Source organism: Bordetella genomosp. 9 (assembly GCF_002119725.1).
Lineage (GTDB): Bacteria > Pseudomonadota > Gammaproteobacteria > Burkholderiales > Burkholderiaceae_B > Bordetella_C.
This window is the reverse complement of sequence record NZ_CP021109.1, coordinates 4,316,417-4,336,359: the sequence shown is the minus strand read 5'-3', so window position 1 is coordinate 4,336,359 and position 19,943 is coordinate 4,316,417. Positions and strand designations below refer to the sequence as shown.

General features: G+C 67.5%; 18 protein-coding genes. 7 read left to right on the top strand and 11 right to left on the bottom strand.

Annotated features, from left to right (window positions below):
* Positions 1-72: 72 nt before the first annotated feature.
* From CAL13_RS19905 to CAL13_RS19885, 5 genes are all read right to left on the bottom strand, one after another.
* Complete coding sequence (locus CAL13_RS19905) at positions 73-936, bottom strand: proteasome-type protease (RefSeq protein WP_232462451.1); 864 nt, start codon at positions 934-936, stop codon at positions 73-75.
* Positions 937-1,029: 93 nt separating this feature from the next.
* Positions 1,030-1,830, bottom strand: coding sequence for a transglutaminase family protein (locus CAL13_RS19900; RefSeq protein WP_086073326.1), 801 nt, complete (start codon positions 1,828-1,830; stop codon positions 1,030-1,032).
* A gap of 32 nt (positions 1,831-1,862) precedes the next feature.
* Positions 1,863-2,831 (bottom strand): alpha-E domain-containing protein, encoded by a 969-nt coding sequence (locus CAL13_RS19895; RefSeq protein WP_086058931.1) that lies wholly within the window; start codon positions 2,829-2,831, stop codon positions 1,863-1,865.
* 2 nt (positions 2,832-2,833) lie between these two features.
* Positions 2,834-4,264: a circularly permuted type 2 ATP-grasp protein gene (locus CAL13_RS19890; RefSeq protein WP_086073325.1), complete on the bottom strand. Its 1,431-nt coding sequence runs from the start codon at positions 4,262-4,264 to the stop codon at positions 2,834-2,836.
* 216 nt (positions 4,265-4,480) lie between these two features.
* Entirely contained in the window at positions 4,481-5,104 is a 624-nt protein-coding gene (locus tag CAL13_RS19885; protein ID WP_086073324.1) for a 5-formyltetrahydrofolate cyclo-ligase, read from the bottom strand.
* A gap of 28 nt (positions 5,105-5,132) precedes the next feature.
* On the opposite strand from CAL13_RS19885, the gene CAL13_RS19880 reads away from it, so the two are divergent.
* Together CAL13_RS19880 and CAL13_RS19875 are read left to right on the top strand one after the other, a co-directional pair.
* The gene (locus CAL13_RS19880) at positions 5,133-7,307 is read left to right on the top strand and encodes a transglycosylase SLT domain-containing protein (RefSeq protein ID WP_086073323.1); all 2,175 of its coding nucleotides are present in this window, start codon (positions 5,133-5,135) and stop codon (positions 7,305-7,307) included.
* 40 nt (positions 7,308-7,347) lie between these two features.
* Positions 7,348-8,478: a CCA tRNA nucleotidyltransferase gene (locus CAL13_RS19875; RefSeq protein ID WP_086073322.1), complete on the top strand. Its 1,131-nt coding sequence runs from the start codon at positions 7,348-7,350 to the stop codon at positions 8,476-8,478.
* A 6-nt stretch (positions 8,479-8,484) separates the two neighbouring features.
* Here CAL13_RS19875 and CAL13_RS19870 read toward each other — a convergent pair whose 3' ends face one another.
* From CAL13_RS19870 to CAL13_RS19850, 5 genes are all read right to left on the bottom strand, one after another.
* Complete coding sequence (locus CAL13_RS19870) at positions 8,485-9,669, bottom strand: class I SAM-dependent methyltransferase (RefSeq protein WP_086073321.1); 1,185 nt, start codon at positions 9,667-9,669, stop codon at positions 8,485-8,487.
* Positions 9,670-9,700: 31 nt separating this feature from the next.
* Positions 9,701-11,452 (bottom strand): DEAD/DEAH box helicase, encoded by a 1,752-nt coding sequence (locus CAL13_RS19865; RefSeq protein WP_086058925.1) that lies wholly within the window; start codon positions 11,450-11,452, stop codon positions 9,701-9,703.
* Between the two features lie 307 nt (positions 11,453-11,759).
* The gene (locus CAL13_RS19860) at positions 11,760-12,512 is read right to left on the bottom strand and encodes a uracil-DNA glycosylase (RefSeq protein WP_086073320.1); all 753 of its coding nucleotides are present in this window, start codon (positions 12,510-12,512) and stop codon (positions 11,760-11,762) included.
* Entirely contained in the window at positions 12,513-12,971 is a 459-nt protein-coding gene (locus CAL13_RS19855; protein WP_086073319.1) for an STY0301 family protein, read from the bottom strand. It lies immediately after the preceding gene.
* A 29-nt stretch (positions 12,972-13,000) separates the two neighbouring features.
* A complete protein-coding gene (locus CAL13_RS19850) occupies positions 13,001-13,465 on the bottom strand; it encodes an HIT family protein (RefSeq protein WP_086073749.1) in 465 nt (154 codons plus the stop codon).
* Positions 13,466-13,552: 87 nt separating this feature from the next.
* On the opposite strand from CAL13_RS19850, the gene selD reads away from it, so the two are divergent.
* Together selD and CAL13_RS19840 are read left to right on the top strand one after the other, a co-directional pair.
* Positions 13,553-14,617 (top strand): selenide, water dikinase SelD, encoded by a 1,065-nt coding sequence (gene selD / locus CAL13_RS19845; protein WP_086073318.1) that lies wholly within the window; start codon positions 13,553-13,555, stop codon positions 14,615-14,617.
* Between the two features lie 77 nt (positions 14,618-14,694).
* Positions 14,695-15,345, top strand: coding sequence for a 2-hydroxychromene-2-carboxylate isomerase (locus CAL13_RS19840; protein ID WP_086059627.1), 651 nt, complete (start codon positions 14,695-14,697; stop codon positions 15,343-15,345).
* Positions 15,346-15,386: 41 nt separating this feature from the next.
* On the opposite strand, the gene CAL13_RS19835 is transcribed toward CAL13_RS19840, so the two are convergent.
* Positions 15,387-16,307 carry a LysR family transcriptional regulator gene (locus tag CAL13_RS19835; protein WP_198297869.1) on the bottom strand — a complete coding sequence of 307 codons (921 nt, stop codon included), beginning with the start codon at positions 16,305-16,307 and terminating at the stop codon, positions 15,387-15,389.
* Positions 16,308-16,462: 155 nt separating this feature from the next.
* Between CAL13_RS19835 and CAL13_RS19830 the strand changes: the two genes are divergently transcribed.
* Genes CAL13_RS19830 through CAL13_RS19820 form a run of 3 tightly spaced genes read left to right on the top strand, consistent with a single transcriptional unit; the run spans position 16,463 to position 19,935 of the window.
* A complete protein-coding gene (locus CAL13_RS19830) occupies positions 16,463-17,476 on the top strand; it encodes a TRAP transporter substrate-binding protein (protein WP_086073317.1) in 1,014 nt (337 codons plus the stop codon).
* A gap of 29 nt (positions 17,477-17,505) precedes the next feature.
* On the top strand, positions 17,506-19,383 hold the full coding sequence (locus CAL13_RS19825; protein ID WP_086073316.1) for a TRAP transporter large permease: 1,878 nt from the start codon (positions 17,506-17,508) through the stop codon (positions 19,381-19,383).
* Between the two features lie 12 nt (positions 19,384-19,395).
* On the top strand, positions 19,396-19,935 hold the full coding sequence (locus CAL13_RS19820) for a VOC family protein (RefSeq protein WP_086058918.1): 540 nt from the start codon (positions 19,396-19,398) through the stop codon (positions 19,933-19,935).
* The last annotated feature ends 8 nt before the right edge of the window (positions 19,936-19,943 follow it).

Here is a 19,943-nt window from a genome sequence, read left to right as displayed (position 1 = left end):
CTCAGCGATGGCGGCGCTTTGATGGCGGCGCGCGATGGGGCTGGGCCGTCACGGCGCGACCCGCATGATGTTTCAGTTGGATTGGAACGGGTCGCGTCCCTGCGCCAAGGCCTGGGACGATGCGATGTCCGTGGGTTCCGCGCTGCCGGGCAGCACGCGCACCGGCTGGTGCACGCGGCCCGGCGGCACCAGGGTGTCCGGCGCGCAGGGATTGGTCCAGACCGGGTCGTCGATCTCGGCGAATACCTGCCGCAGGCGCTCCCCCCAGCTGTTGCGGATCATATGGAAATACTGGTTGTTCTCGTCGATATTGGCAAAGCGCGTCACGCGCAGCGTATCGGCTTCATAAACCAGAAGATCCAGCGGCAGGCCGACGGAGATGTTCGACCGCAGCGTCGAGTCCATGGAGATCAGTGCGCATTTGGCCGCTTCGTCCAGCGAGCTGTCCGGCTGAAGCACGCGGTCCAGGATCGGCTTGCCGTACTTGGATTCGCCGATCTGGAAATAGGGGCATTCTTCGTGCGCCTCGATGAAGTTGCCGGCGGAATAGATCTGGAACAGGCGGCAGCGCTCGTGTCCGATCTGCCCGCCGAAAATCAGCGAGATGTTGAATTCGACGCCCTGGTCATGCAGGGCGGCGGCGTCGCGGCGATGCACTTCACGCACCGCATCGCCGACGATGCGCGCGGCTTCGAACATGTTCGGCGCGTTGCAAATCGAGGCCGGGTCGGCGCCGTCGCGCATGGAAAGCACGTTGACCACGGATTGGCTGATGGCCAGATTGCCCGACGTCATCAGCACCATGACGCGTTCGCCGGGCCGCTCGAACACGTTGAGTTTGCGGAACACGCTGATCTGGTCCACGCCGGCGTTGGTGCGTGAGTCGGCGAGAAAGACCAGTCCGGTCCGTTGGCGGGTGGCGACGCAATAAGTCATGGGGGGTCCGGCAAGGCAACCCCGGAATTGTATTCAACGGCCGGCAAAAACGGCAGTCCGGCCAGGGGCACGGGGTGCCCCGGGGCCGGTGCGCTATTGCCGCATGGCTCGCACTTCCACGCTGACTCGCATGGATTCCTGTCCGCCGCCGTGCCGCACGCCGCGTACCGGCGCGGCCGAATCGTAGTCGCGCGCCACCGCGAGCCGGCAATGGCATTCCGATGCGAACTGCCGGTTGGTGATATCGACGCTGCACCAGCCGGTATCCGGCAGCCAGACATCGGCCCAGGCATGGCTGGCCGCATGCTCCGCCACCGTGTACAGATAGCCGCTGACATAGCGGGCCGGCACCCCCATCCCCCGCGCGCAGGCCAGGAAAAGATGAGCATGGTCCTGGCAAACGCCATGGCCGAGCTGCAGCACCTGCACCGCGGCCGTGGTCACATCGGTGATGCCTGGTTCGTAGGCCACGCGATCGGATATGGCCTTCGCCAGCGTCAGCGCGTCGTCCGGCGTGCGCATACCCTGGGGCAGTACGCCGGCGCAGAAATCCAGAATGGTGGCGTCGGCCCGGGTCAGCGGCGTCTGTACCCGGTAAGCGTGCACGGGCAGGCGGCTGTCGTCGGCGCGGACCAGCCCGTTGGGAAGCTCGCCGATTTCCACTTGGCCGGTGACGCGTAATTCGATCTCTTCGTGGGGACGGTTCAGGGTCAGCGTGTGCGTGACGTTGCCGTAGGCATCGATCTGCTCTGCCAGATCCCCCGGCGCCTCGATGTGCCAGCGCAACGGCCGCTGGTGCTCTTCCGGGCGCGGCGTCAGCCGCAGCGTCTGGATGCTGTAGCTGACGGGGGCCGTATAGCGGTAGTGCGTGACGTGGCGGATGAGGTGTCGCATGGGGGTCCCCGGTTCGGGCGCCGTTGGCCGTCTCAGACGGACAAGGGGAGCAGAAAATCCTGGCTGATGCGATTGCCGAGATCGTTGACGCGTTCTAGAAAGCGCTGCAGGAAGCGATGCAGGCCGCTGGCCATGATGGATTCGATCTTGCCGTAGCGCAGTTCGGCGCACAGCATGCCCGCGCGCCGTTCGGTTTCGGCGGATCGGGCGTTGGCGATCATCTCCAGGTTGCTCGTGACGGCCTGGATGGAGCTGAGCAAGGAGCGCGGCATGTCGGCATGGAGAATGAGCAGCTCCGCGACACGGTCCGCGGTAATGGCGTCGCGGTAGACCTTGCGGTAGATCTCCAGCGCCGATACCGAACCGAGGATGGCGGCCCAGCGATAGAACTCGTTGGGCGGAGGAGCGGCCTGGCCGGCATCGGTGCGGACGGCTTCCCCGTCTTCGTATTCATGGAACTTGACGTCGAGCATGCGCGCCGTGTTGTCCGCGCGCTCGAGGTGGGTGCCCAGCCGCATGAAGCACATCGCTTCGTCTTCGAACATCGTACCCAGCGCCACCCCGCGCGCGACATGGGAGCGGAACTTCACCCATTCGAAAAACTCGCCGGGGTTGCGTTCGGGCAGGTCGAGCCTTAAGTGCCGCAGCAGCTCCAGCCAGGTGCTGTTGTACGTTTCCCATACCTCCGTGGTCAGGCTGCCCCGCACGGCCCGCGCATTCTCGCGCGCCGCGCGCAGGCAGGCGTAGATGGACGATGGGTTGTCGGCATCGCGGACCATGAAGCGCAGCACGTCGCGCGCCGTGCCGTCCGGGTAGCGCTGTTCGAACAGGCTTTGCAGTTCGGAAATCCGCATCACCGCGCGCCACGACCTTGCGCGCGTGTCGGCATCCTGCGGCAGCAGGGACATCTGCAGGCTGACGTCCAGCATGCGCGCCATGTTTTCCGCCCTTTCCATATGGCGGCACATCCAGAAAAGATCGTCCGCGGTCCGGCTCAGCATGATCATTCCTCGAGGACCCAGGTGTCCTTGGTTCCGCCCCCCTGGCTGCTGTTGACGATCAGGGAGCCTTCGGTCAGGGCGACACGGCAAAGGCCGCCCGGCACGGTACGCATCTCCTTGCCGCACAGCACATAAGGACGCAGATCGACATGGCGGGGCGCAACGCCGCTTTCGACGTAGGTCGGCACGGTGGAAAGCGCCAGCGTGGGTTGCGCGATATACGCGGCAGGGTTGGCCTTCACGCGGGCCTTGAAGGCCTCCACCTGGGCGCGGGTGGAGGCCGGCCCCACAAGCATGCCGTAGCCGCCCGCCCCATGCACTTCCTTGACCACCAGTTGCGGCATATTGGCCAGCACATAGGACAGCTCGTCCGGATGGGCGCAGCACCACGTCGGCACGTTCTGCAGGATAGGCTCTTCCCCCAGATAGAAGCGGATCATGGCGGGGACGTAGAGATAGGTGGATTTATCGTCGGCGATGCCCGTGCCGATGGCATTGGCCAGGGTGATGCGCCCGGCGCGATAGACGGACAGCAAGCCGGGGATGCCCAGCGCCGAGTCCGCGCGAAAGGCCAGGGGGTCCAGGAAGTCGTCGTCAACGCGGCGATAGATCACGTCCACCCGCCGGGGTCCGCGCGTCGTTCGCATGTAGACGGTATCGCGGTCCACGAACAGGTCGCGTCCTTCCACCAGCTCGACGCCCATCTGCTGCGCCAGGAAGGCATGCTCGAAATAGGCGGAGTTGTACATGCCCGGCGTGAGCACCACGACGGTGGGATCGTCGATGCTTCGAGGCGCCACTTCGCGCAGGTTGTCCAGCAGCAGGTCGGGATAATGCGCGACCGGGCCCACCCTCAGCCTGCTGAAGGCGTCGGGCAGCAGCCGCATGGACATCTTGCGGTTCTCCAGCATGTACGAAACGCCGGACGGCACGCGCAGGTTGTCTTCCAGGACGTAGAAGTCGCCGCTGCCAGCGCGGACCACGTCGATGCCCGCGATGTGGCAATAGATGTTCTCCGCCACTTCCACATCCTGCATTTCGGGGCGGTACTGGGCGTTCAGGAAGACCTGTTCGGGAGGCACGATGCCGGCCCGCACAATGTCGTGGTCGTGGTAGATGTCGTGGATGAAGTGGTTCAGCGCGCGCACCCGCTGCTTCAGGCCCGCGTCCAGCCGGCGCCATTCGGCCGCGGGGATGATGCGGGGAATCAGGTCGAACGGGATAAGGCGCTCGGTCCCCGCTTCGTCGCCGGCCACGGAAAACGTAATACCGACGCGGCGAAGATTAAGGTCCGCTTCCAGCCGCCGCGCCGCCATGGCCTCATCGGTCTGTTCGGCAAGCCATTGGGCCAGCGCACGGTAGTGCGGGCGCACCTGGCCCGCAGAATCCGTCATCTCGTCGTAGGCGGCCACGCGGCTGGACGGCTGGTCCATCTTCTCGCTCCTTCCCGGCGCATCCCGCCGATTCTTGCCGGACGGGATGGGGCATTGCCCTTATGGCTTGCCATATGCCTGAAGGAAAGCAACACGCGTGCCAATGCAGACGAGCAGCGGCGCCATGCATGGGCACGTCGGCCGCAAGCGCGGCTGTGCCGCAATGGTGCACGGCGGCGCGCCGATGCACCGCCGTTGTGCCGGGGCGCCCGCGGGTCAGGGCGCTTTCGGCACCCAGCCATCCGGCGTCAGGACGCCATCCAGGCGCACGTCATGGGGCGCCGGGACGTGGCCGTCGTCCAGCCTGCCGCACGACCACGCGATGCCGATGGCCGTGAACGCATGGCCCGCGGCTTTGAGGGCCGCCAGCGTCCGGTCGTAATAGCCGCCGCCATAACCGACGCGGTCCGCATTGGCGGTAAAGCCCAGCGTCGGGACCAGCACCAGTTCCGGCGTGACTGCCGCGCCGTCCAGCGGCTCCGGAATGCCGTACGCGCCTTCGCGCATGGGCGCGTCCGGCGACCACGCGCGGAACTCCAGCGGTTGATCGGCGCCCCGCACCACGGGCAAGGCCACGGTGATGCCCGCTTCGACCCACTGGTTAAGCAGGTCGCGCAGGTCAGGCTCGTCGGCCAGGGGCCAGAAGGCCGCAATGACGGAAAGCTGCGGCCGGCCGGCTTCGCGCGCGGCGGTGCGGGCGAGTCCCACCCAGGTGTACAAGCGCGCGCGGATGAGCAGGCTGCCGCGGTCGCGTTGAGCCTCGCTCAGGGCGGCGCGGGCGTCGCGCAATCGCCGGCGCAACGGTACTGCGTTATCCTTTTGCGTATTTTGCGTGGTCATGCGGGTCAGAAGTCAGGGGAGAGAGCGGATGCAGTGCGGGGAATCGGGACGTTATCAGAAATCGTCCGGCGCCGATGCCGCACGCCTGCTGCGGCGCTGCGCTCCCTTGCTGGCCCTGCTGGCGGTTGCATGCGCGCCGGTGGACGCCCAACAGCGAACCCTCCCGCAGAATGCATCGGCCGTCCCCGTGTCGGCCGGCGCATTGCAGGCGCAGGCAGGCGTGGGCAACAGCGTGCCCGCATCGGCGGTGGTGCCCATTGCCGCGGCGGCGCTGGACCCCACATTGACCGCCGAGCCTGACGAGCCGGCGATGGCGGAACAGGATCCGCCCACGCCCGCCCGCCAGGCCGTGATGACGGCGCGCGAAGCCATGTTGCGCAAGCAATGGTCGGCATTGGCCTTGACCGTGCCGCAGGCGCGCGGCGATGCGCTGGGGATGTATCCGGAGTATTGGCTGCTGCGCTATCAGGTATGGAACACGCCGCGCGAGCAATGGCCCGTGGCGCAAATGCAGCGTTTCATCGAAAGCAATCCCGACGCCTACCTGGCCGATAAATTGCGCGCCGATTGGCTGCTGTCGGCCGCGCGCTCCGGCGATTACGCCACCGTCAACCGCCTGGCGCCCGTGCGCAACGGCAACGCGCAGACCGAATGCGCGGCGCTGGAAGCGCGTCACATGACCGGCCGCCGCGTCACCGCGCGCGAGGCCATGCGCGCCTTCGCGCCAGGCGTATGGTGCTGGTCGCTCTACGACCAGCTGGTGGCCGACCGTGTGCTGGGCTGGAAAGAGCTGCAGCCGGAGCTGCGCTATGCCATCGAGAACAACAAGGTCGGCGACGCCAAGCGGTACGCGGGCTATCTGTTCGAGCCGCCCCAGCAGAAGGCCTTCGACGCGCTGCTCAAGGACCCGATGAAGTGGCTGGTGCGCCAGCCGCGCCCGCCCCGCACGCAGGCCGAAACGGAACTGGTGACCATCGCGCTGGCGCGCCTGGCGCGCGGCGACCTGGACGCCGGCGAATCGTATTTCAGCCGTGAGTGGGCCAGGAGCCTGCCGCGCCAGGATGCCGCCTGGGTGCGTGCCCAGTTCGCGCTGGTGGCGGTGCTGAATCTGGACCCCCGCGCTTACGACTGGTACGTGCAGGCCGGCCATATCCGTCTGACCGAATACAACGAGGAATGGAAGGTCCGCGCCGCGCTGCGACAGCCTCGCATCGATTGGAAGTGGGTGATCGACGCCATCGACGCCATGACGCCGCAGGCGCGCGAAGAACCGGCATGGATCTATTGGCGCGCGCGCGGCCTGGCCGCCACGGGGCATCGCGAACAAGCGCAGCGCGAGTACGAGCGCATCGCCGGCCAATTCAATTTCTACGGGCAGCTTGCGGCGGAGGAACTGGGCCAGGCCATTACGGTGCCGCCGCGCCCGCCGGCAGTCACCAAACAGGAGCTCGCGCAGGCCCGCGCCAATGCGGGGCTGCAGCGGGCAATCGCACTGTTCCGCCTGGGCTGGCGCAGCGAAGCCGTGGCGGAGTGGAATTTTTCCTTGCGCAACATGGACGACCGCCAGCTGCTCGCGGCGGCGGAGCTGGCGCGGCGGGCCAATATCTACGACCGCGTCGTGAACACGTCGGAGCGCACGGAAAAGCAGTTTGACTTCACGCAGCGCTATATCGCGCCTTTCGAAGGCCGCGTGGCGGCCAAGGCGGCCCAGGTCGCCCTGGACCCGGCATGGGTGTATGGCCTGATCCGCCAGGAGTCGCGCTTCATCATGGATGCGCGGTCGTCCGTTGGCGCCTCCGGCCTGATGCAGTTGATGCCCGGCACGGCGAAGTGGGTGGCGAACAAGATCGGGCTGAGCGGTTTCAATCCATCGCAGGTCAACGACTTCGATACCAATACCCTGCTCGGCACCTCGTACCTGAGCATGGTGCTGCAGGATCTGGACGGCTCGCAGTTGCTGGCCAGCGCCGGCTACAACGCCGGTCCGCGCCGGCCGCATCGCTGGCGCGCCAGCCTGACGCATCCCGTCGAGGGCGCCATCTTTGCGGAGACGATCCCGTTCACCGAAACGCGGACCTATGTGAAGAACGTCATGGCCAACGCCACCTACTACGCCGCGATGTTCACCGGCCAGCCGCAATCGCTCAAACAGCGCCTGGGCAAGGTCGCGCCGCTGGGTCCCGAAGGGACGAACCTGCCGTGAAGGCGATGTTTTCCCGCGCCGGCCGCGCGGAGGCGCGCCGGTGAGCGATCCCGCCATCCAGGGGCTGCAGGCCTACATCGTGGGCGGCGCCGTGCGGGACGAGCTGCTCGGACTGCCCGCCGGCGACCGCGACTGGGTCGTGGTGGGCGCGACGCCCGAAGACATGGTCCGGCGGGGCTTTCTGCCGGTGGGCGGCGATTTTCCCGTCTTCCTGCATCCCGAGACGCGCGAGGAATACGCGCTGGCGCGTACCGAGCGCAAGTCAGGGCGCGGCTACAAGGGCTTTACCTTCTACACCGGCCGCGACGTGACGCTGGAAGACGACCTGCGCCGCCGCGACCTGACGGTCAACGCCATCGCGCGCGATGCCGGGGGACGGCTGGTCGATCCCCTGGGCGGCGTGCGCGATTTGCACGATCGCGTGCTGCGCCATGTCGGGCCGGCTTTCGTGGAAGACCCCGTGCGCATCCTGCGCCTGGCCCGCTTCGCCGCGCGCTTCACCGATTTCGCCGTGGCTCCGGAAACGCTGGACCTGTGCCGCGCCATGGTGGCGGCCGGCGAAGCCGACGCGCTGGTGCCGGAACGCGTGTGGAAAGAGATCTCGCGCGGGTTGATGGCGCAACAGCCGTCGCGCATGTTCCAGGTGCTGGCGCAGGCCTGCGCCTTGCCTCGGGTGCTGCCGGGGCTGGTGCTGAGCGAAGATGTGCTGTCCGACGTGGACGCCGCCGCTCAGGCGGGCCTGCCCCTGCCGTCGCGCTATGCCCTGCTGTGCCGCGCCTCGCCGGAGGCTGGCGCATTGTCGGCGCGGCTGCGCGTACCGGCGGAATGCGCCGATCATGCGCGGCTGCTGCCGATGGTGCTGGAGGCCTTGCAGGAAGCGGGACGCGCCGATGAGAAGGATGGCGCCGCCGCCCGCTTGAACCTGATGGAGCGCTGCGACGCCTTGCGCAAGCCGGATCGCTTTATCGGCCTGCTGCGCGCCGCGGCCATCAGGACGGCACTGGATATCGCAGCGTGGCGTGCGGACGTGGATGCCGTGCGCGGAATCGACGCAGGCGCCATCGCGAAACAATGCCAGGGCCAGCCAGAACGCATCAAGGAAGCGCTGCGCCAGGCGCGCCTGGAGGCGCTGCGCGCCATGCCTTCCGATCGGGCCGGCATGGCGGACTAGGATGCGCTACAGCGCGCCCCGGCGGTCGCCGCGCTGGAAGCCGGCCAGCGGCGCATCGATGCCGCGCCCGATCGCCAGGACCTTGAACAATTCGCCCATTTCCGCTTCCGACAGCAGCTTCTGCACCGGCGCGATCGCGCGCGCGTAGGCCGCGGTATCGGCGGCATCCAGAGCTGCCACGCGATCCACCAGGCCGGCGTTCATCAGGAAACGCGCCTGCGAGGTATAGCCGAGCACATCAAGCCCGCCTTCCAGCGCGGCATCGGCCATGGCGGTGAAATCGACGTGCGCGGTGATGTCCTGCAGGCCGGGCGCCAGAAAGGGGTCGGCGTGGGAATGATGGCGCAGGTGGCACATGAGCGTGCCGGCCGCGCGCTGCGGGTGATAGTACTCGTGGCGGGGGAAGCCGTAGTCGATCAGGAGCGCGGCGCCGCGGCGCAGCCACTGGCCCATGCCGCGCACCCAGGCCTCGCCTTGCACATTGATTTCGGAGCTGTAGCCGGGCAGTGCGGGCATGCGGCCGGCCACGGTTTGCGCCAGGGTCTCGGACGCCGGCCGGTCGGACCAGGCAAAGCCGTTCTGCGCGTCCACCGTGACGCCGCGTTCCAGTAGGGCGCCTTGTTCGTCCCAGCGAAAAACCCGCACCGGCATGGCGTCCAGCACTTCATTGGCCACGACGCAGCCTTCGAACGACTCGGGCAGGCGGTCCAGCCATCGCACGCGACCCGCAAACCGTGCAAGACGCGCCTGCTGGCGTTCGCGCAGGTCGGCGGAGACTTCCACGATGTCATAGCGCACCTGCAACCCTTCGTCGGCCAGGCCGTCGATCAGCTGTTCGGCCAGGGCGCCGGTGCCGGCGCCGAACTCCAGGACGCTGTTCGTGCGGGTCTGGCGCAGGACCTGCGCCGCCTGCGTCGCCAGCGTGCGGCCGAAGAGCGGCGTCAGCTCGGGGGCCGTGACGAAATCGCCGGCGGGGGCAGCCGCGGAAGAACCGGCTACCGCCGGCTCGGCCAGTTTTATGCTGCCCGCGGCGTAATAGCCCAGGCCGGGCGCATACAGCGCCTCGGCCATCCAGTGTTCGAAAGAGAGCCAGCCGCCGGCCTGCGCGATCGCGGCGCGCAGGTGCGCGGCCATGCGTTCGGCATGGCCGCGCGAGGCGGCGTCCAGGGAAGGAGGAAAGTCTTGAGGCATCCCGCGATATTAATCGCGCCGGCTGGCGCGATCAGTCGCGGCGCCCGGCGAAGCCCGGCTTGAAGGACTTGCCACGCGCGCCGTCGCGCTTGGCAAAGCCCGGCTTGCCCGTGGGACGGCCCGGATTGTGGGCCGGACGGTCACCGCCGCGCTCGCCCCACGCGCCTTCGCGTGCGGTCTTTTCCGCACGCATGCCGCCTTCGCTGCGCGCCGGGCGGAAACCGCCATCGGTGCGCGGTCCGCGATCGCCCTGGAAGTCCCGCGCGCCGCGCGAGAAACCGCCTTCGGGACGGAAGCCGCGTTCAGCGTGGCCGCCGGCGCGCTCGGCGCGGAAGCCCGGTTCGGGACGGCGCGTATCGCCTGCCGGGCGGAAACCGCGCTCGGCGCGTCCCGGTCCCGCATCGCCGGCCGGACGGGGAGCATACCCGGCCGGACGGAAGTCGCCTTCGGCCCGGAAGGGGCGGTCGCCGAAGGGACGCTGCCCCCGGTCGCCCGACGACGGACGGGATTGCGGGCCGGCGCCGTCGCGGAATTCGCGGCGCGGACGATCCTCGAAGGAACGGGGCCCGAAGCCGCGGCCGTCGCGGTTGAAGGGCCGCTTGCCGAAACCGGGCTTGCCGCTGCGCTCGAAGGGCCGCGGCGAGCGCTTCGGCTCCAGGCCGGCGATGACCTGAGGCGTCAGCGTCTGCCCGATGAAGTGTTCGATGCGGCGGATCTTGTGGCGTTCGGCATGGGTGGCCAGCGTGAACGCGAGGCCGTCGCGCCCGGCCCGGCCGGTGCGGCCGATGCGGTGCACGTAGTCCTCCGCCTGCATGGGCAGATCGAAGTTCACGGCGTGGCTGATGCCCTGCACGTCGATGCCGCGCGCGGCCACATCGGTGGCGACCAGCACGCGCAGCTGGCGGCGCTGCAGCATGCTGAGCGTGCGCGTGCGCTGCCGCTGGTTCATGTCGCCGTGCAACGCCGCTGCCGCGAAACCCTGTTCGGCCAGGCGGTCGGCCAGGTCGTCGGCGCCGCGTTTGGTGGCGGTGAAGACGATGGCCTGGTCCAGCGCGGCATCGCGCAGCACGTGATCCAGCAGCTGCATCTTGTGGTCCGCATCGTCGGCATACAGCAGGCTCTGCGTGATGTTGCTGTGCTTTTCCTTGTGGCCGGCGATTTCGATGCGCTGCGGTTCGCGCATCATCTTGGCGGCCAGGCGCGCCACGGTGCCGTCCAGCGTGGCGGAAAACAGCAGCGTCTGGCGTTCCGCCGGCAGGCGTTCGATGATGGTTTCGATGTCCTCGATGAAACCCATATCGAGCATGCGGTCGGCCTCGTCGAGCACGAGGGTGTGGACCGTGTTCAGCTTGACGCGGCCCGCCTTCAGGTGGTCGATCAGGCGGCCCGGCGTGGCGACCAGCACATCGACGCGGCGCGACAGCGCCTTCAGCTGCACGCCATACGACATGCCGCCCACCACCGTGGCGGTGCGCAGGTCGCGCAGGTTCTTGCCGTACTGGCGCGTGGCGTCGTTGACCTGCATGGCCAGTTCGCGCGTCGGCGTCAGCACCAGCACCTGCACGCCGACGCCCTTGTTGGCGGGCATACGGGCGATGCGATTGAGCGCCGGCAGCATGAAGGCGGCGGTTTTCCCGCTGCCCGTCTGCGACGAAACCATTAGGTCGTGGCCTTCCAGCGCGAGCGGAACGGCGGCGGCCTGGACGGGAGTGGGAGCAGTGAAGCCCGCTTCGTTCAGTGCGGACAACAGATCGGGCGCGAGGCCCAGGGATTCGAAAGACATGACTTGCCCTTGCCGCCAAGGCGGCATTTTTGCGCGGTCGGGCCGAAGGGAAGAGGGCCGGATCCAGGCGCTGGTTGATGGAGCATCGACGCCGACCGGATCAACCATGCGCATGACGCGTCCTTGAGGACGCAGGGCGTAAGGAAAGGGGTCAGGAAGCGATGAAGACCGGAGACCGGCATGGGGCCGGGGCTTTGTTTTACCCGGCTGCGCTGCGCAACACCGTGACTGGTGCGGAACCGTCGGCGGGCGCCGTCGGTGAACTACCAATGCGGAAAAATGCCGATCGTTTTGTGCAGCGCAGAAATCATAACCCGAAACCGCCCTGGCGCGCCAGCTTTTTCTGGGGCAAACCCCAATCGACAATCGCCTGCCCATGCGCCAGCAACCAATCGTTGGCCTGGCGGAAATGGCCGCATCCCAGAAAGGGCACGGGCGGGCGGGATGCCGACAAGGGCGAGGGATGATTCGCCGCCAGCACCAGCGTGCCGCCATCGTCGGGCAGCAGGGCCCGCTTCGATTGCGCGTGCGCGCCCCAGAGCATGAAAACCTTGGGTTGCGGCTGGCGGGCGACCAGCGCGATCAGCGCGTCCGTTACGGCTTCCCAGCCGCGTTTCGCGTGCGAAGCGGGCTGGCCATCCTCTACCGTGAGCGACGTGTTGAGCAGCAGCACGCCTTGTTCGACCCACGGCGTCAGGTCATTGCCCTCCGGGATGCCTTTTTCGGGATACTCGGCGGCGATTTCCTTGAAGATATTGCGCAGGCTGGGCGGACGCTTGCAGCCGTCCGGCACCGAAAAGGCCAGGCCCTGCGCCTGCCCGGGGCCGTGATAGGGATCCTGGCCCAGGATCACCACCTTGACGTCGCCCGGCCGCAGCATCTCCAGGGCGCGAAAGGGCGCATGGGGGTAGACCGTGGCGCCGCCGGCCACACGCGCATCGACGTGGCGGCAGACTTCCTGCAGGGCCGCGGCGCACGGCGGCTCGCGCAGGGCGGCCGCCCATTCCGCGGGCAAACGGGAAACGAGTTGGGAGAGCGGGGTGCAGAGACGGTTTTCCATTCAGTAGCAAACGACTTCGACCGCGCCGCCGGGCCGGTGGCGGTTGGCCAGGTACTGCTTCATATCGCACTGGCTGATGTTGTCGGCCAGCTTGCGGATGGCGAGCAGATTCGTGTCCGTGTAGTTGCAGCCTATCCAGTAGCCCTCGGGTCTGGGCTGGAAATGCCAGGTGGATTTATAGCCGCGCGGCGACCGTTTTTCGGAATCCGGCGGCAGCGCGACGCCGTTGCGCGGATCGCCGGAAAAGAAGGTGATGCCTTGCAGGCGGTGGACGGCCTCGCGCCGGGGGTCTTCGATGACGGCCCAGCCGCCGGGCGTGAGCGGCGTCTGCTCGATCTGCAGCGTGCCGGGGCAGGGCGTCGCGACGCTGCGCGCCGCCAGGCAGCCCGGGGCGGCGGCGATCAAGGCAATGGCGGCGGCCGCGCGTGCAATGGTCGGGGCCGGGATGCGGGTCTTCATGGCGGTCGGACAATCACAGGTGGGGACGGTCAATGGCGTGGCATGGCATCCAGGCTTTCCAGAAGGCGGTTGCGGTAGCGCTGCATGACGGCTTGAATGGCCGCCATGCGCGCCGCCCATTCCGGCGGCTCGTTGCCGGGCGGGATGCGCGCGGCGGCCCAGATGGCATCCGGGAAATGCCGGTCGCCGCGCCAGCGCGGGATGATGTGCCAATGCAGGTGCGGCACCATGTTGCCGAGCGACGCGACGTTGATCTTGTCCGGCCGCAGGATCTCGCGCTGCGCCTCTTCGATACGCCATACCGCGTCCATGATCAGTTCTCGCCCGTGGCGCGACAGGCTGGTCATTTCCGGGATGTGGGAATTCCAGATGACACGCGTGTAGCCGGGGTAGTCCGGGTCCTCCACTTCGACGACGCGCAGATGGGTGCCGCGCCAAAGCTCGGCGCCGCCGGGCTGTTGGCAGAGCGGACAGTCGGGAAGCAGCGTGGTCATGGCAGGGGCGGGCAGTCGTACGAAAGGACCATGATAGTAGGCCGTTTTGCCGGTGCTATGCTTTTCCGGTTCCCAGGAGATGTATTCATGACCCAAGAAGCAAGCGTGGGCGCCACGCCGCGCCTGACCTCGCTATCGCACGGCGGCGGCTGCGGGTGCAAGATCGCGCCCGGCGTGCTGGCCGATCTGCTGGCGCGCTTTGCGCCGGCCCAGGCGTTTCCCGGCCTGATGGTTGGCACCGAGACGGCCGACGATGCGGCGGTTTACCGGCTCAACGACGAGCAGGCGCTGATCGCGACCACCGATTTTTTCATGCCCATCGTCGACGACCCCTACGACTTCGGCCGCATCGCCGCGACCAATGCGCTGTCGGACGTCTATGCGATGGGCGGCACGCCCATCATGGCGCTGGCTATCGTGGGCATGCCGATCAATGTGCTGCCGCGAGAAACCATCGCGGAGATCCTGCGCGGCGGGCAGGACGTCTGCACGCAGGCCGGCATCCCTGTGGCGGGCGGGCATACCATCGATTCCGTGGAACCCATCTACGGCCTGGCCGCGATGGGGCTGGTCCATCCGGCGCGCGTCAAGCGCAATGCGGATGCGCGCGCGGGCGACGTGCTGATTCTGAGCAAGCCCTTGGGCGTGGGCGTGCTGTCGGCGGCCTTGAAGAAGGGGCAGTTGGATGCCGATGGCTATCGCGCGATGATCGATGCCACGACGCGCCTGAATACGCCAGGCCCTGAGCTGGCGGCCTTGCCGGGCGTTCATGCGATCACCGACGTGACGGGATTCGGGCTGCTCGGCCATGCCCTGGAGATGAGTCGCGGCGCCGGTTTGCGCGCGCGCATCGACGTCGCGGCGCTGCCGTGGCTGCCCGGGGTGCGCGACCTCGCGGCCGAGGGAATGATCACGGGCGCTTCCGGCCGCAACTGGGCGTCGTACGGCGCGGCGATCGCGCTTGACGCCGCGGTTGATGCAACCGGGCGCGCGTTGCTGACGGACCCGCAAACGTCGGGCGGCCTGCTGGTGGCGTGCGATCGCGAGACGGCGCCGCAGGTGCTGGCCCTGTTGGCGCAGCAAGGGTTTACGCAGGCGGCAGTGGTCGGCGAAATGATGAATGGCGAGGCTGGCGTGGACGTTCGTCCGTAGCGCGGATGGCATGCCGGGCGCCGGTTGTCCGTATCGAAGCACACTCACCAACGTGAAAGGGAGGAGACATGGCGGAAATGGATGGCGGCCGGCAGATCCGGCAGGGCGAAGGGCGGGAGACGCGGGCGGATGGACCCGTGCTGGAGTTCTGGTTCGATTTCGCGAGTCCCTATAGCTTTCTGGCGATAGAGCGCATCGAGCCGATCGCCGCGGCGCGCGGCGTGACCGTAACGTATCGCCCTTTTCTCTTGGGACCCATTTTCAAGGCGCGCGGCTGGGACGATTCGCCATTCCGCCTGTTTCCCGATAAGGGCGAGTACATGATGCGCGAGGTGGCGCGTCTGGCCGACAAGTATGGGATCGCTTTCCGCCGGCCCACGGGGTTCCCCAGGATGGGCGTGCTGCCTTCGCGGGTGGCGCTGATCGGTCTGGAATCCGACTGGGGCAAGCGTTTCTGCCTGGAGATCTTTCGCGCGAACTTCGTGGACGATCTGGAGATGCAGCAGGAAGACGTGGTGGCCGAGCGGCTGCGGCGGGTGGGAGTCGAGCCTGGTCCGGTGATCGCGCGCGCAAAGAGCGATGAGATCAAGCAGGCGTTTCGGGATCAGGTGGAGCGGGCGCAGGCGTTGGGGATTTTCGGGGCGCCGATGATGTTCGCGGGGAAGGAGATGTTTTGGGGGAATGACCGGGTGGAGGATGCTTTGGAGTGGGCTGGCCGGGCGGGGTGATTTTTGGTGTGCCGCGATTGTGTTTCCGGGCCGCCCCTCCCTTACTTGTTTTTTGCGGTTGTGGGGCGCCTGCCGGGGCGGCGTTCCAGCATCAGGGCGTATAGCCGTTCGGCGGCGGGCGGGAGGCTCATGCCGCGGCGGGTGATGAGATGGATGCGGCGGACGAGGCCGGGGATTTTCAGTGGGCGGCTGACCAGGTCGGGGCGTTCGAACTCATACAGGGTCAACGCCGGGACGATGGTGATGCCGATGCCCGCGGCGATCATGCCGGTGACCGTGGCGAGTTGTTCGACCTCCATGACGGTTTTCATCGGATAGGGATGGAAGGCGCGTTCCAGCTGAAGCCTGACGCTGTGCGAGCGCGCCAGATGGATGAATGGCGCGGCGGCCAGGTCGGCCAGGCCGAGTTCGCGTTGCCGGGCCAGGGGATGGTCGGCGCGGCAGACCAGGTGGAAGCGATCGTTGCACAGCAGGCGCGCGTCCAGGTCCTGTGCGGGGATGCCGGAGGATGCCAGGGCCAGGTCCGCGCGTCCGCTGCGCACGCGCTCCAGACAGGGAACGGAAAGGACGTCGGCCAGCTCCAGTTCCACGCCGGGATGGCGGCGGCGGAATTCGGCGAAGATGCCGGGCAGCCAGCCGGATGCGATCGAAGGCAGGGCGGCGACCGAGACGCGGCCCTTGGCGAGCATGGCGTGGCCGCGGAAGTCGTCGATCATGTCGTCGAAGTTGTCCAGCACCCGGCGCGCGGATCCTTCCAGCAGCTTGCCTTGGGGCGTCAATTCGACATTGCGGGTGTCGCGGTCGAACAGGCGATAGCCCAGCGCGTCCTCGATCGATTTGATCAGGGCGCTGAAAGCCGATTGGGAGAGATGGCACTGACGTGCGGCGCGGGTGAAGCTGCGCTGTTCGGCCAGGGCCAGGAAGGCGCGCAAATCCCGCGTCGAGAGATTTATCTCTTTCATCGCATAATCGATTCAAATTTTCGGCTTCTCCGATTCTAGTCTCCACGGTACAGTGCGTGCCCAAGGGCGTTCCTCGCCCCGCGATCGCCGGTCCGCCGGCAGGCAAGCGTTGCCGGCGCGCATAAGAATTCATACCGGCGCCTAGGAGACAAACCATGACGATGACCCGTCGCACCCTGTTGCGGACCCTGGCGGCCAGCCCCGCGCTGGCGCTTGGCGTGCCCCGCCTGGCCAGCGCCGCGCCCGAGTTTTCGTACAAGTACGCCCATAACCTGCCCATGACGCATCCGCTGCATCTGCGGGCGCAGGAAGCGGTGGACCGGATCCGCAAGGAGTCGAACGGCAGGCTGGAAATCACCATCTTCCCCAACAACCAGCTGGGCGGCGATACCGACATGCTGTCGCAGGTGCGTAGCGGCGGTATCGAACTGTTCACGCCGTCGGCGCTGGTCATCGCCACCGTCGTGCCGGTGGCCGCCATCAATGCCGTGGGTTTTGCGTTTTCCGATTACGGCCAGGTGTGGAAGGCCATGGACGGCCCCCTGGGCGCGCACGTGCGGCAGAAGATCGCCAAGGCGAACCTGTACGCCTTCGAGAAGATGTGGGACAACGGGTTCCGCCAGATCACCACCAGCAACAAGCCCATCGCCAATGCGCACGACCTGGACGGGACGAAGATCCGCGTGCCGGTGAGCCCGCTATCGATTTCGATGTTCAAGGCGCTGTCGGCCGCGCCGGCCAGCCTGCAGTTCAGCGAGGTCTATTCCGCGCTGCAGACACGCATTGTGGATGCGCAGGAAAACCCGTTGCCCATCATTCAGGCGGCCAAGCTGTACGAGGTGCAGAAGTACTGCTCTCTGACCAACCATATCTGGGACGGCTACTGGTTCATCGCCAACGGCCGCGCCTTCCGCCGCCTGCCGCCCGAGTTGCAGAAGTTGTGGGAGACGGCGTTCAACGACGCCGGCATGCAGCAGCGGGAAGACCTGAAGAAGATGAATGCATCCATCCGCAGCGATCTGGAGGCCAAGGGGCTGGCGTTCAATGCGCCGAAATCCGAGAGCTTCCAGGCCGCGCTGCGCCAGGCCGGCTTCTATCAGGAGTGGCGCGGCAAGTTCGGCGATGAAGCGTGGGGGCTGCTGGAAGGCGCCGTGGGCAAGCTGGCGTAGCGGGACGGCGGCGCGCCAAGGGGGGCGATATGCACACAGAGGCAGGCTACTACACGGGTGAAACCAAGGCGGCCGGGGCCTGGACGCGCGGCGCGGCCGCGGCCGACGTGCTGTTCGGCCTGGCGGTCGAGATCCCCGCGGCCTTGCTGGTCGTGGCGGAAATCTGCGTCCTGCTGGCGGGGGTGATCGCGCGCTACGTCTTTCATTCGCCGCTGGTGTGGGGCGACGAACTGGCGTCCATCCTGTTCCTCTGGCTGTCCATGCTGGGCGCGGTCGTGGCGCTGCGCCGCGGCGAACATATGCGTATGACGGCCCTGCTGTCGCGGGCGTCGCCGGCCACGCGGGCGCTGCTGGACGCGGTGGCCGTGGCGGCCTCGCTCTGCTTCATGGCGCTGGTGCTGCCGCACGCGTGGGAATACGCGGCAGAGGAGGCCATCGTGACGACGCCGGCGCTGGAAATCTCCAATGCGTGGCGCGCGTCGGCCCTGCCGACGGGCTTCGTTTTGATGGCCGGTTTCGCGCTGCTGCGGCTGGCGCGCGCCGGGTCGTGGCGGCACGCGCTGGCGGCGGCGGGAATCGTCGCGGCGGTGGCCGGCGTCTTCATGCTGGCGCAGCCGCTGCTGGCTGGCCTCGGCAAGATCAACCTGCTCGTCTTCTTCGTGGGGCTGGTCGCGGCCAATGTCTTCCTGGGCGTGCCGATCGCGTTCTCCTTCGCGCTCGCCACCTTCGGCTATCTGGCGCTGACCACGCAGACCCCGCTGATGGTCATGGTGGGGCGCATGGACGAGGGCATGTCGCATCTGATTCTGCTCGCGGTGCCGATGTTCATCCTGCTGGGCCTGCTGATCGAGATGACCGGCATGGCGCGCGCCATGATCGGCTTCCTGGCGAGCCTGCTCGGACACGTGCGCGGCGGCCTGTCGTACGTGTTGATCGGCGCCATGTACCTGGTGTCGGGAATCTCCGGTTCCAAGGTCGCCGACATGGCTGCGGTGGCGCCCGCGCTGTTCCCCGAGATGAAGGAGCGCGGGGCGAAGCCGGGCAACCTGGCGGCATTGCTTTCCTGCACGGGCGCGCAGACGGAAACCATTCCGCCGAGCATCGTGCTCATCACCATCGGTTCGGTTACCGGCGTGTCCATTGCGGCGCTGTTCACCGGCGGCATGCTGCCGGGCGTGGCGTTGGGCCTCGCGCTGGCGGTCATCGTCTGGCGCCGCAGCCGCGGCGAGGACCTGTCCCGGGTGCGGCGCGCGCCCGCCCGCGAGATCGGCCGCCTGTTCCTGGTGGCGGTGCCGGCGCTGCTGCTGCCTTTCCTGATCCGCGCCGCCGTCGTCGAAGGCGTGGCTACCGCCACCGAGGTGTCCACCATCGGCATCGCCTATTCCGTGCTGGCGGGACTGCTGTTCTACCGCCGCTTCGACTGGCGCCGGCTGCCGGCCATGCTGGTCGACACGGCGGCGCTGGCGGGCGCGATCATTTTCATCGTCGGCGCCGCCACGGCGATGGCGTGGGGGCTGACGCAATCCGGCTTTTCGCAGGACCTGGCCGAACTCATGCGGCGCATGCCGGGCGGCACGACGGGCTTCCTGCTCGTTTCCATCGTCGCTTTCGTCATCCTGGGCAGCGTGCTGGAAGGCATTCCCGCCATCGTGCTGTTCGGGCCGCTGCTGTTTCCCATCGCCCGCGCGGTCGGCGTCAATGAAGTGCACTACGCCATGGTGGTGATCCTGTCGATGGGCCTGGGGCTGTTCGCGCCGCCCTTCGGCGTGGGTTATTACGGCGCTTGCGCCATCAGCAAGGTCGGCGCGGACGAAGCCATGCCACACATGTGGGGATATCTGGCCGCGCTGGCGGTGGGCGTGCTGCTGGTGGCATTCATACCGTGGATCTCCACGGGCTTTCTTTGATCGAGGTGTGACATGAGTCGGTTGTTCGGCGAGGTGCGGCAGGCGGGATACGTCGTGCACGACATCCAGAAGGAAATGCGGCATTGGAGCGAGACTTTGGGCATCGGCCCGTGGTTCTATGCCGAGCGCGTGCCGGTTCGCAACTTCATGTACCGCGGCCAGCCCTCGCCCATCGAAGTGTCCGTGGCGCTGGCCAATTCCGGCCCCCTGCAGATCGAGCTGATCCAGCAGCGCAACGATGCGCCGTCGATGTACAAGGCTTTCCTGGACGCGGGCCGCACCGGCTTGCAGCACCTGGCGTACTGGACCGAGAACTTCGACGAGGACGTGGAACGTCTGGCGGCACACGGATTGAAGGTGGGCATGAGCGGCGAGGTCGGCGACCGGGGGCGCTACGTCTACTACGAGACCGAAACGCATCCCGGCACGGTCATCGAACTGTCGGAAGTGGCCGGCCCGAAGGGCAAGCTGTTCCGCATGATCCGCGAGGCATCGATCGGCTGGGACGGCCGCGATCCCGTGCGTCCCTTCCCCGATCTGTCCACCCTCTAGGCGGCGTC

What these genes read in the sequence shown, in the direction of transcription:
- CAL13_RS19840 (WP_086059627.1), top strand. Translation starts at nt 14,695, where the DNA reads ATGGATGGCGGCCGGCAGATCCGGCAGGGCGAAGGGCGGGAGACGCGG.
- CAL13_RS19830 (WP_086073317.1), top strand. Translation starts at nt 16,463, where the DNA reads ATGACGATGACCCGTCGCACCCTGTTGCGGACCCTGGCGGCCAGCCCC.
- CAL13_RS19865 (WP_086058925.1), bottom strand. Translation starts at nt 11,452, where the DNA reads ATGTCTTTCGAATCCCTGGGCCTCGCGCCCGATCTGTTGTCCGCACTG.
- CAL13_RS19860 (WP_086073320.1), bottom strand. Translation starts at nt 12,512, where the DNA reads ATGGAAAACCGTCTCTGCACCCCGCTCTCCCAACTCGTTTCCCGTTTG.
- CAL13_RS19820 (WP_086058918.1), top strand. Translation starts at nt 19,396, where the DNA reads ATGAGTCGGTTGTTCGGCGAGGTGCGGCAGGCGGGATACGTCGTGCAC.
- CAL13_RS19890 (WP_086073325.1), bottom strand. Translation starts at nt 4,264, where the DNA reads ATGGACCAGCCGTCCAGCCGCGTGGCCGCCTACGACGAGATGACGGAT.
- CAL13_RS19870 (WP_086073321.1), bottom strand. Translation starts at nt 9,669, where the DNA reads ATGCCTCAAGACTTTCCTCCTTCCCTGGACGCCGCCTCGCGCGGCCAT.
- selD (WP_086073318.1), top strand. Translation starts at nt 13,553, where the DNA reads ATGACCCAAGAAGCAAGCGTGGGCGCCACGCCGCGCCTGACCTCGCTA.
- CAL13_RS19885 (WP_086073324.1), bottom strand. Translation starts at nt 5,104, where the DNA reads ATGACCACGCAAAATACGCAAAAGGATAACGCAGTACCGTTGCGCCGG.
- CAL13_RS19855 (WP_086073319.1), bottom strand. Translation starts at nt 12,971, where the DNA reads ATGAAGACCCGCATCCCGGCCCCGACCATTGCACGCGCGGCCGCCGCC.
- CAL13_RS19835 (WP_198297869.1), bottom strand. Translation starts at nt 16,307, where the DNA reads ATGAAAGAGATAAATCTCTCGACGCGGGATTTGCGCGCCTTCCTGGCC.
- CAL13_RS19900 (WP_086073326.1), bottom strand. Translation starts at nt 1,830, where the DNA reads ATGCGACACCTCATCCGCCACGTCACGCACTACCGCTATACGGCCCCC.
- CAL13_RS19825 (WP_086073316.1), top strand. Translation starts at nt 17,506, where the DNA reads ATGCACACAGAGGCAGGCTACTACACGGGTGAAACCAAGGCGGCCGGG.
- CAL13_RS19850 (WP_086073749.1), bottom strand. Translation starts at nt 13,465, where the DNA reads ATGACCACGCTGCTTCCCGACTGTCCGCTCTGCCAACAGCCCGGCGGC.
- CAL13_RS19905 (WP_232462451.1), bottom strand. Translation starts at nt 936, where the DNA reads ATGACTTATTGCGTCGCCACCCGCCAACGGACCGGACTGGTCTTTCTC.
- CAL13_RS19880 (WP_086073323.1), top strand. Translation starts at nt 5,133, where the DNA reads ATGCAGTGCGGGGAATCGGGACGTTATCAGAAATCGTCCGGCGCCGAT.
- CAL13_RS19895 (WP_086058931.1), bottom strand. Translation starts at nt 2,831, where the DNA reads ATGCTGAGCCGGACCGCGGACGATCTTTTCTGGATGTGCCGCCATATG.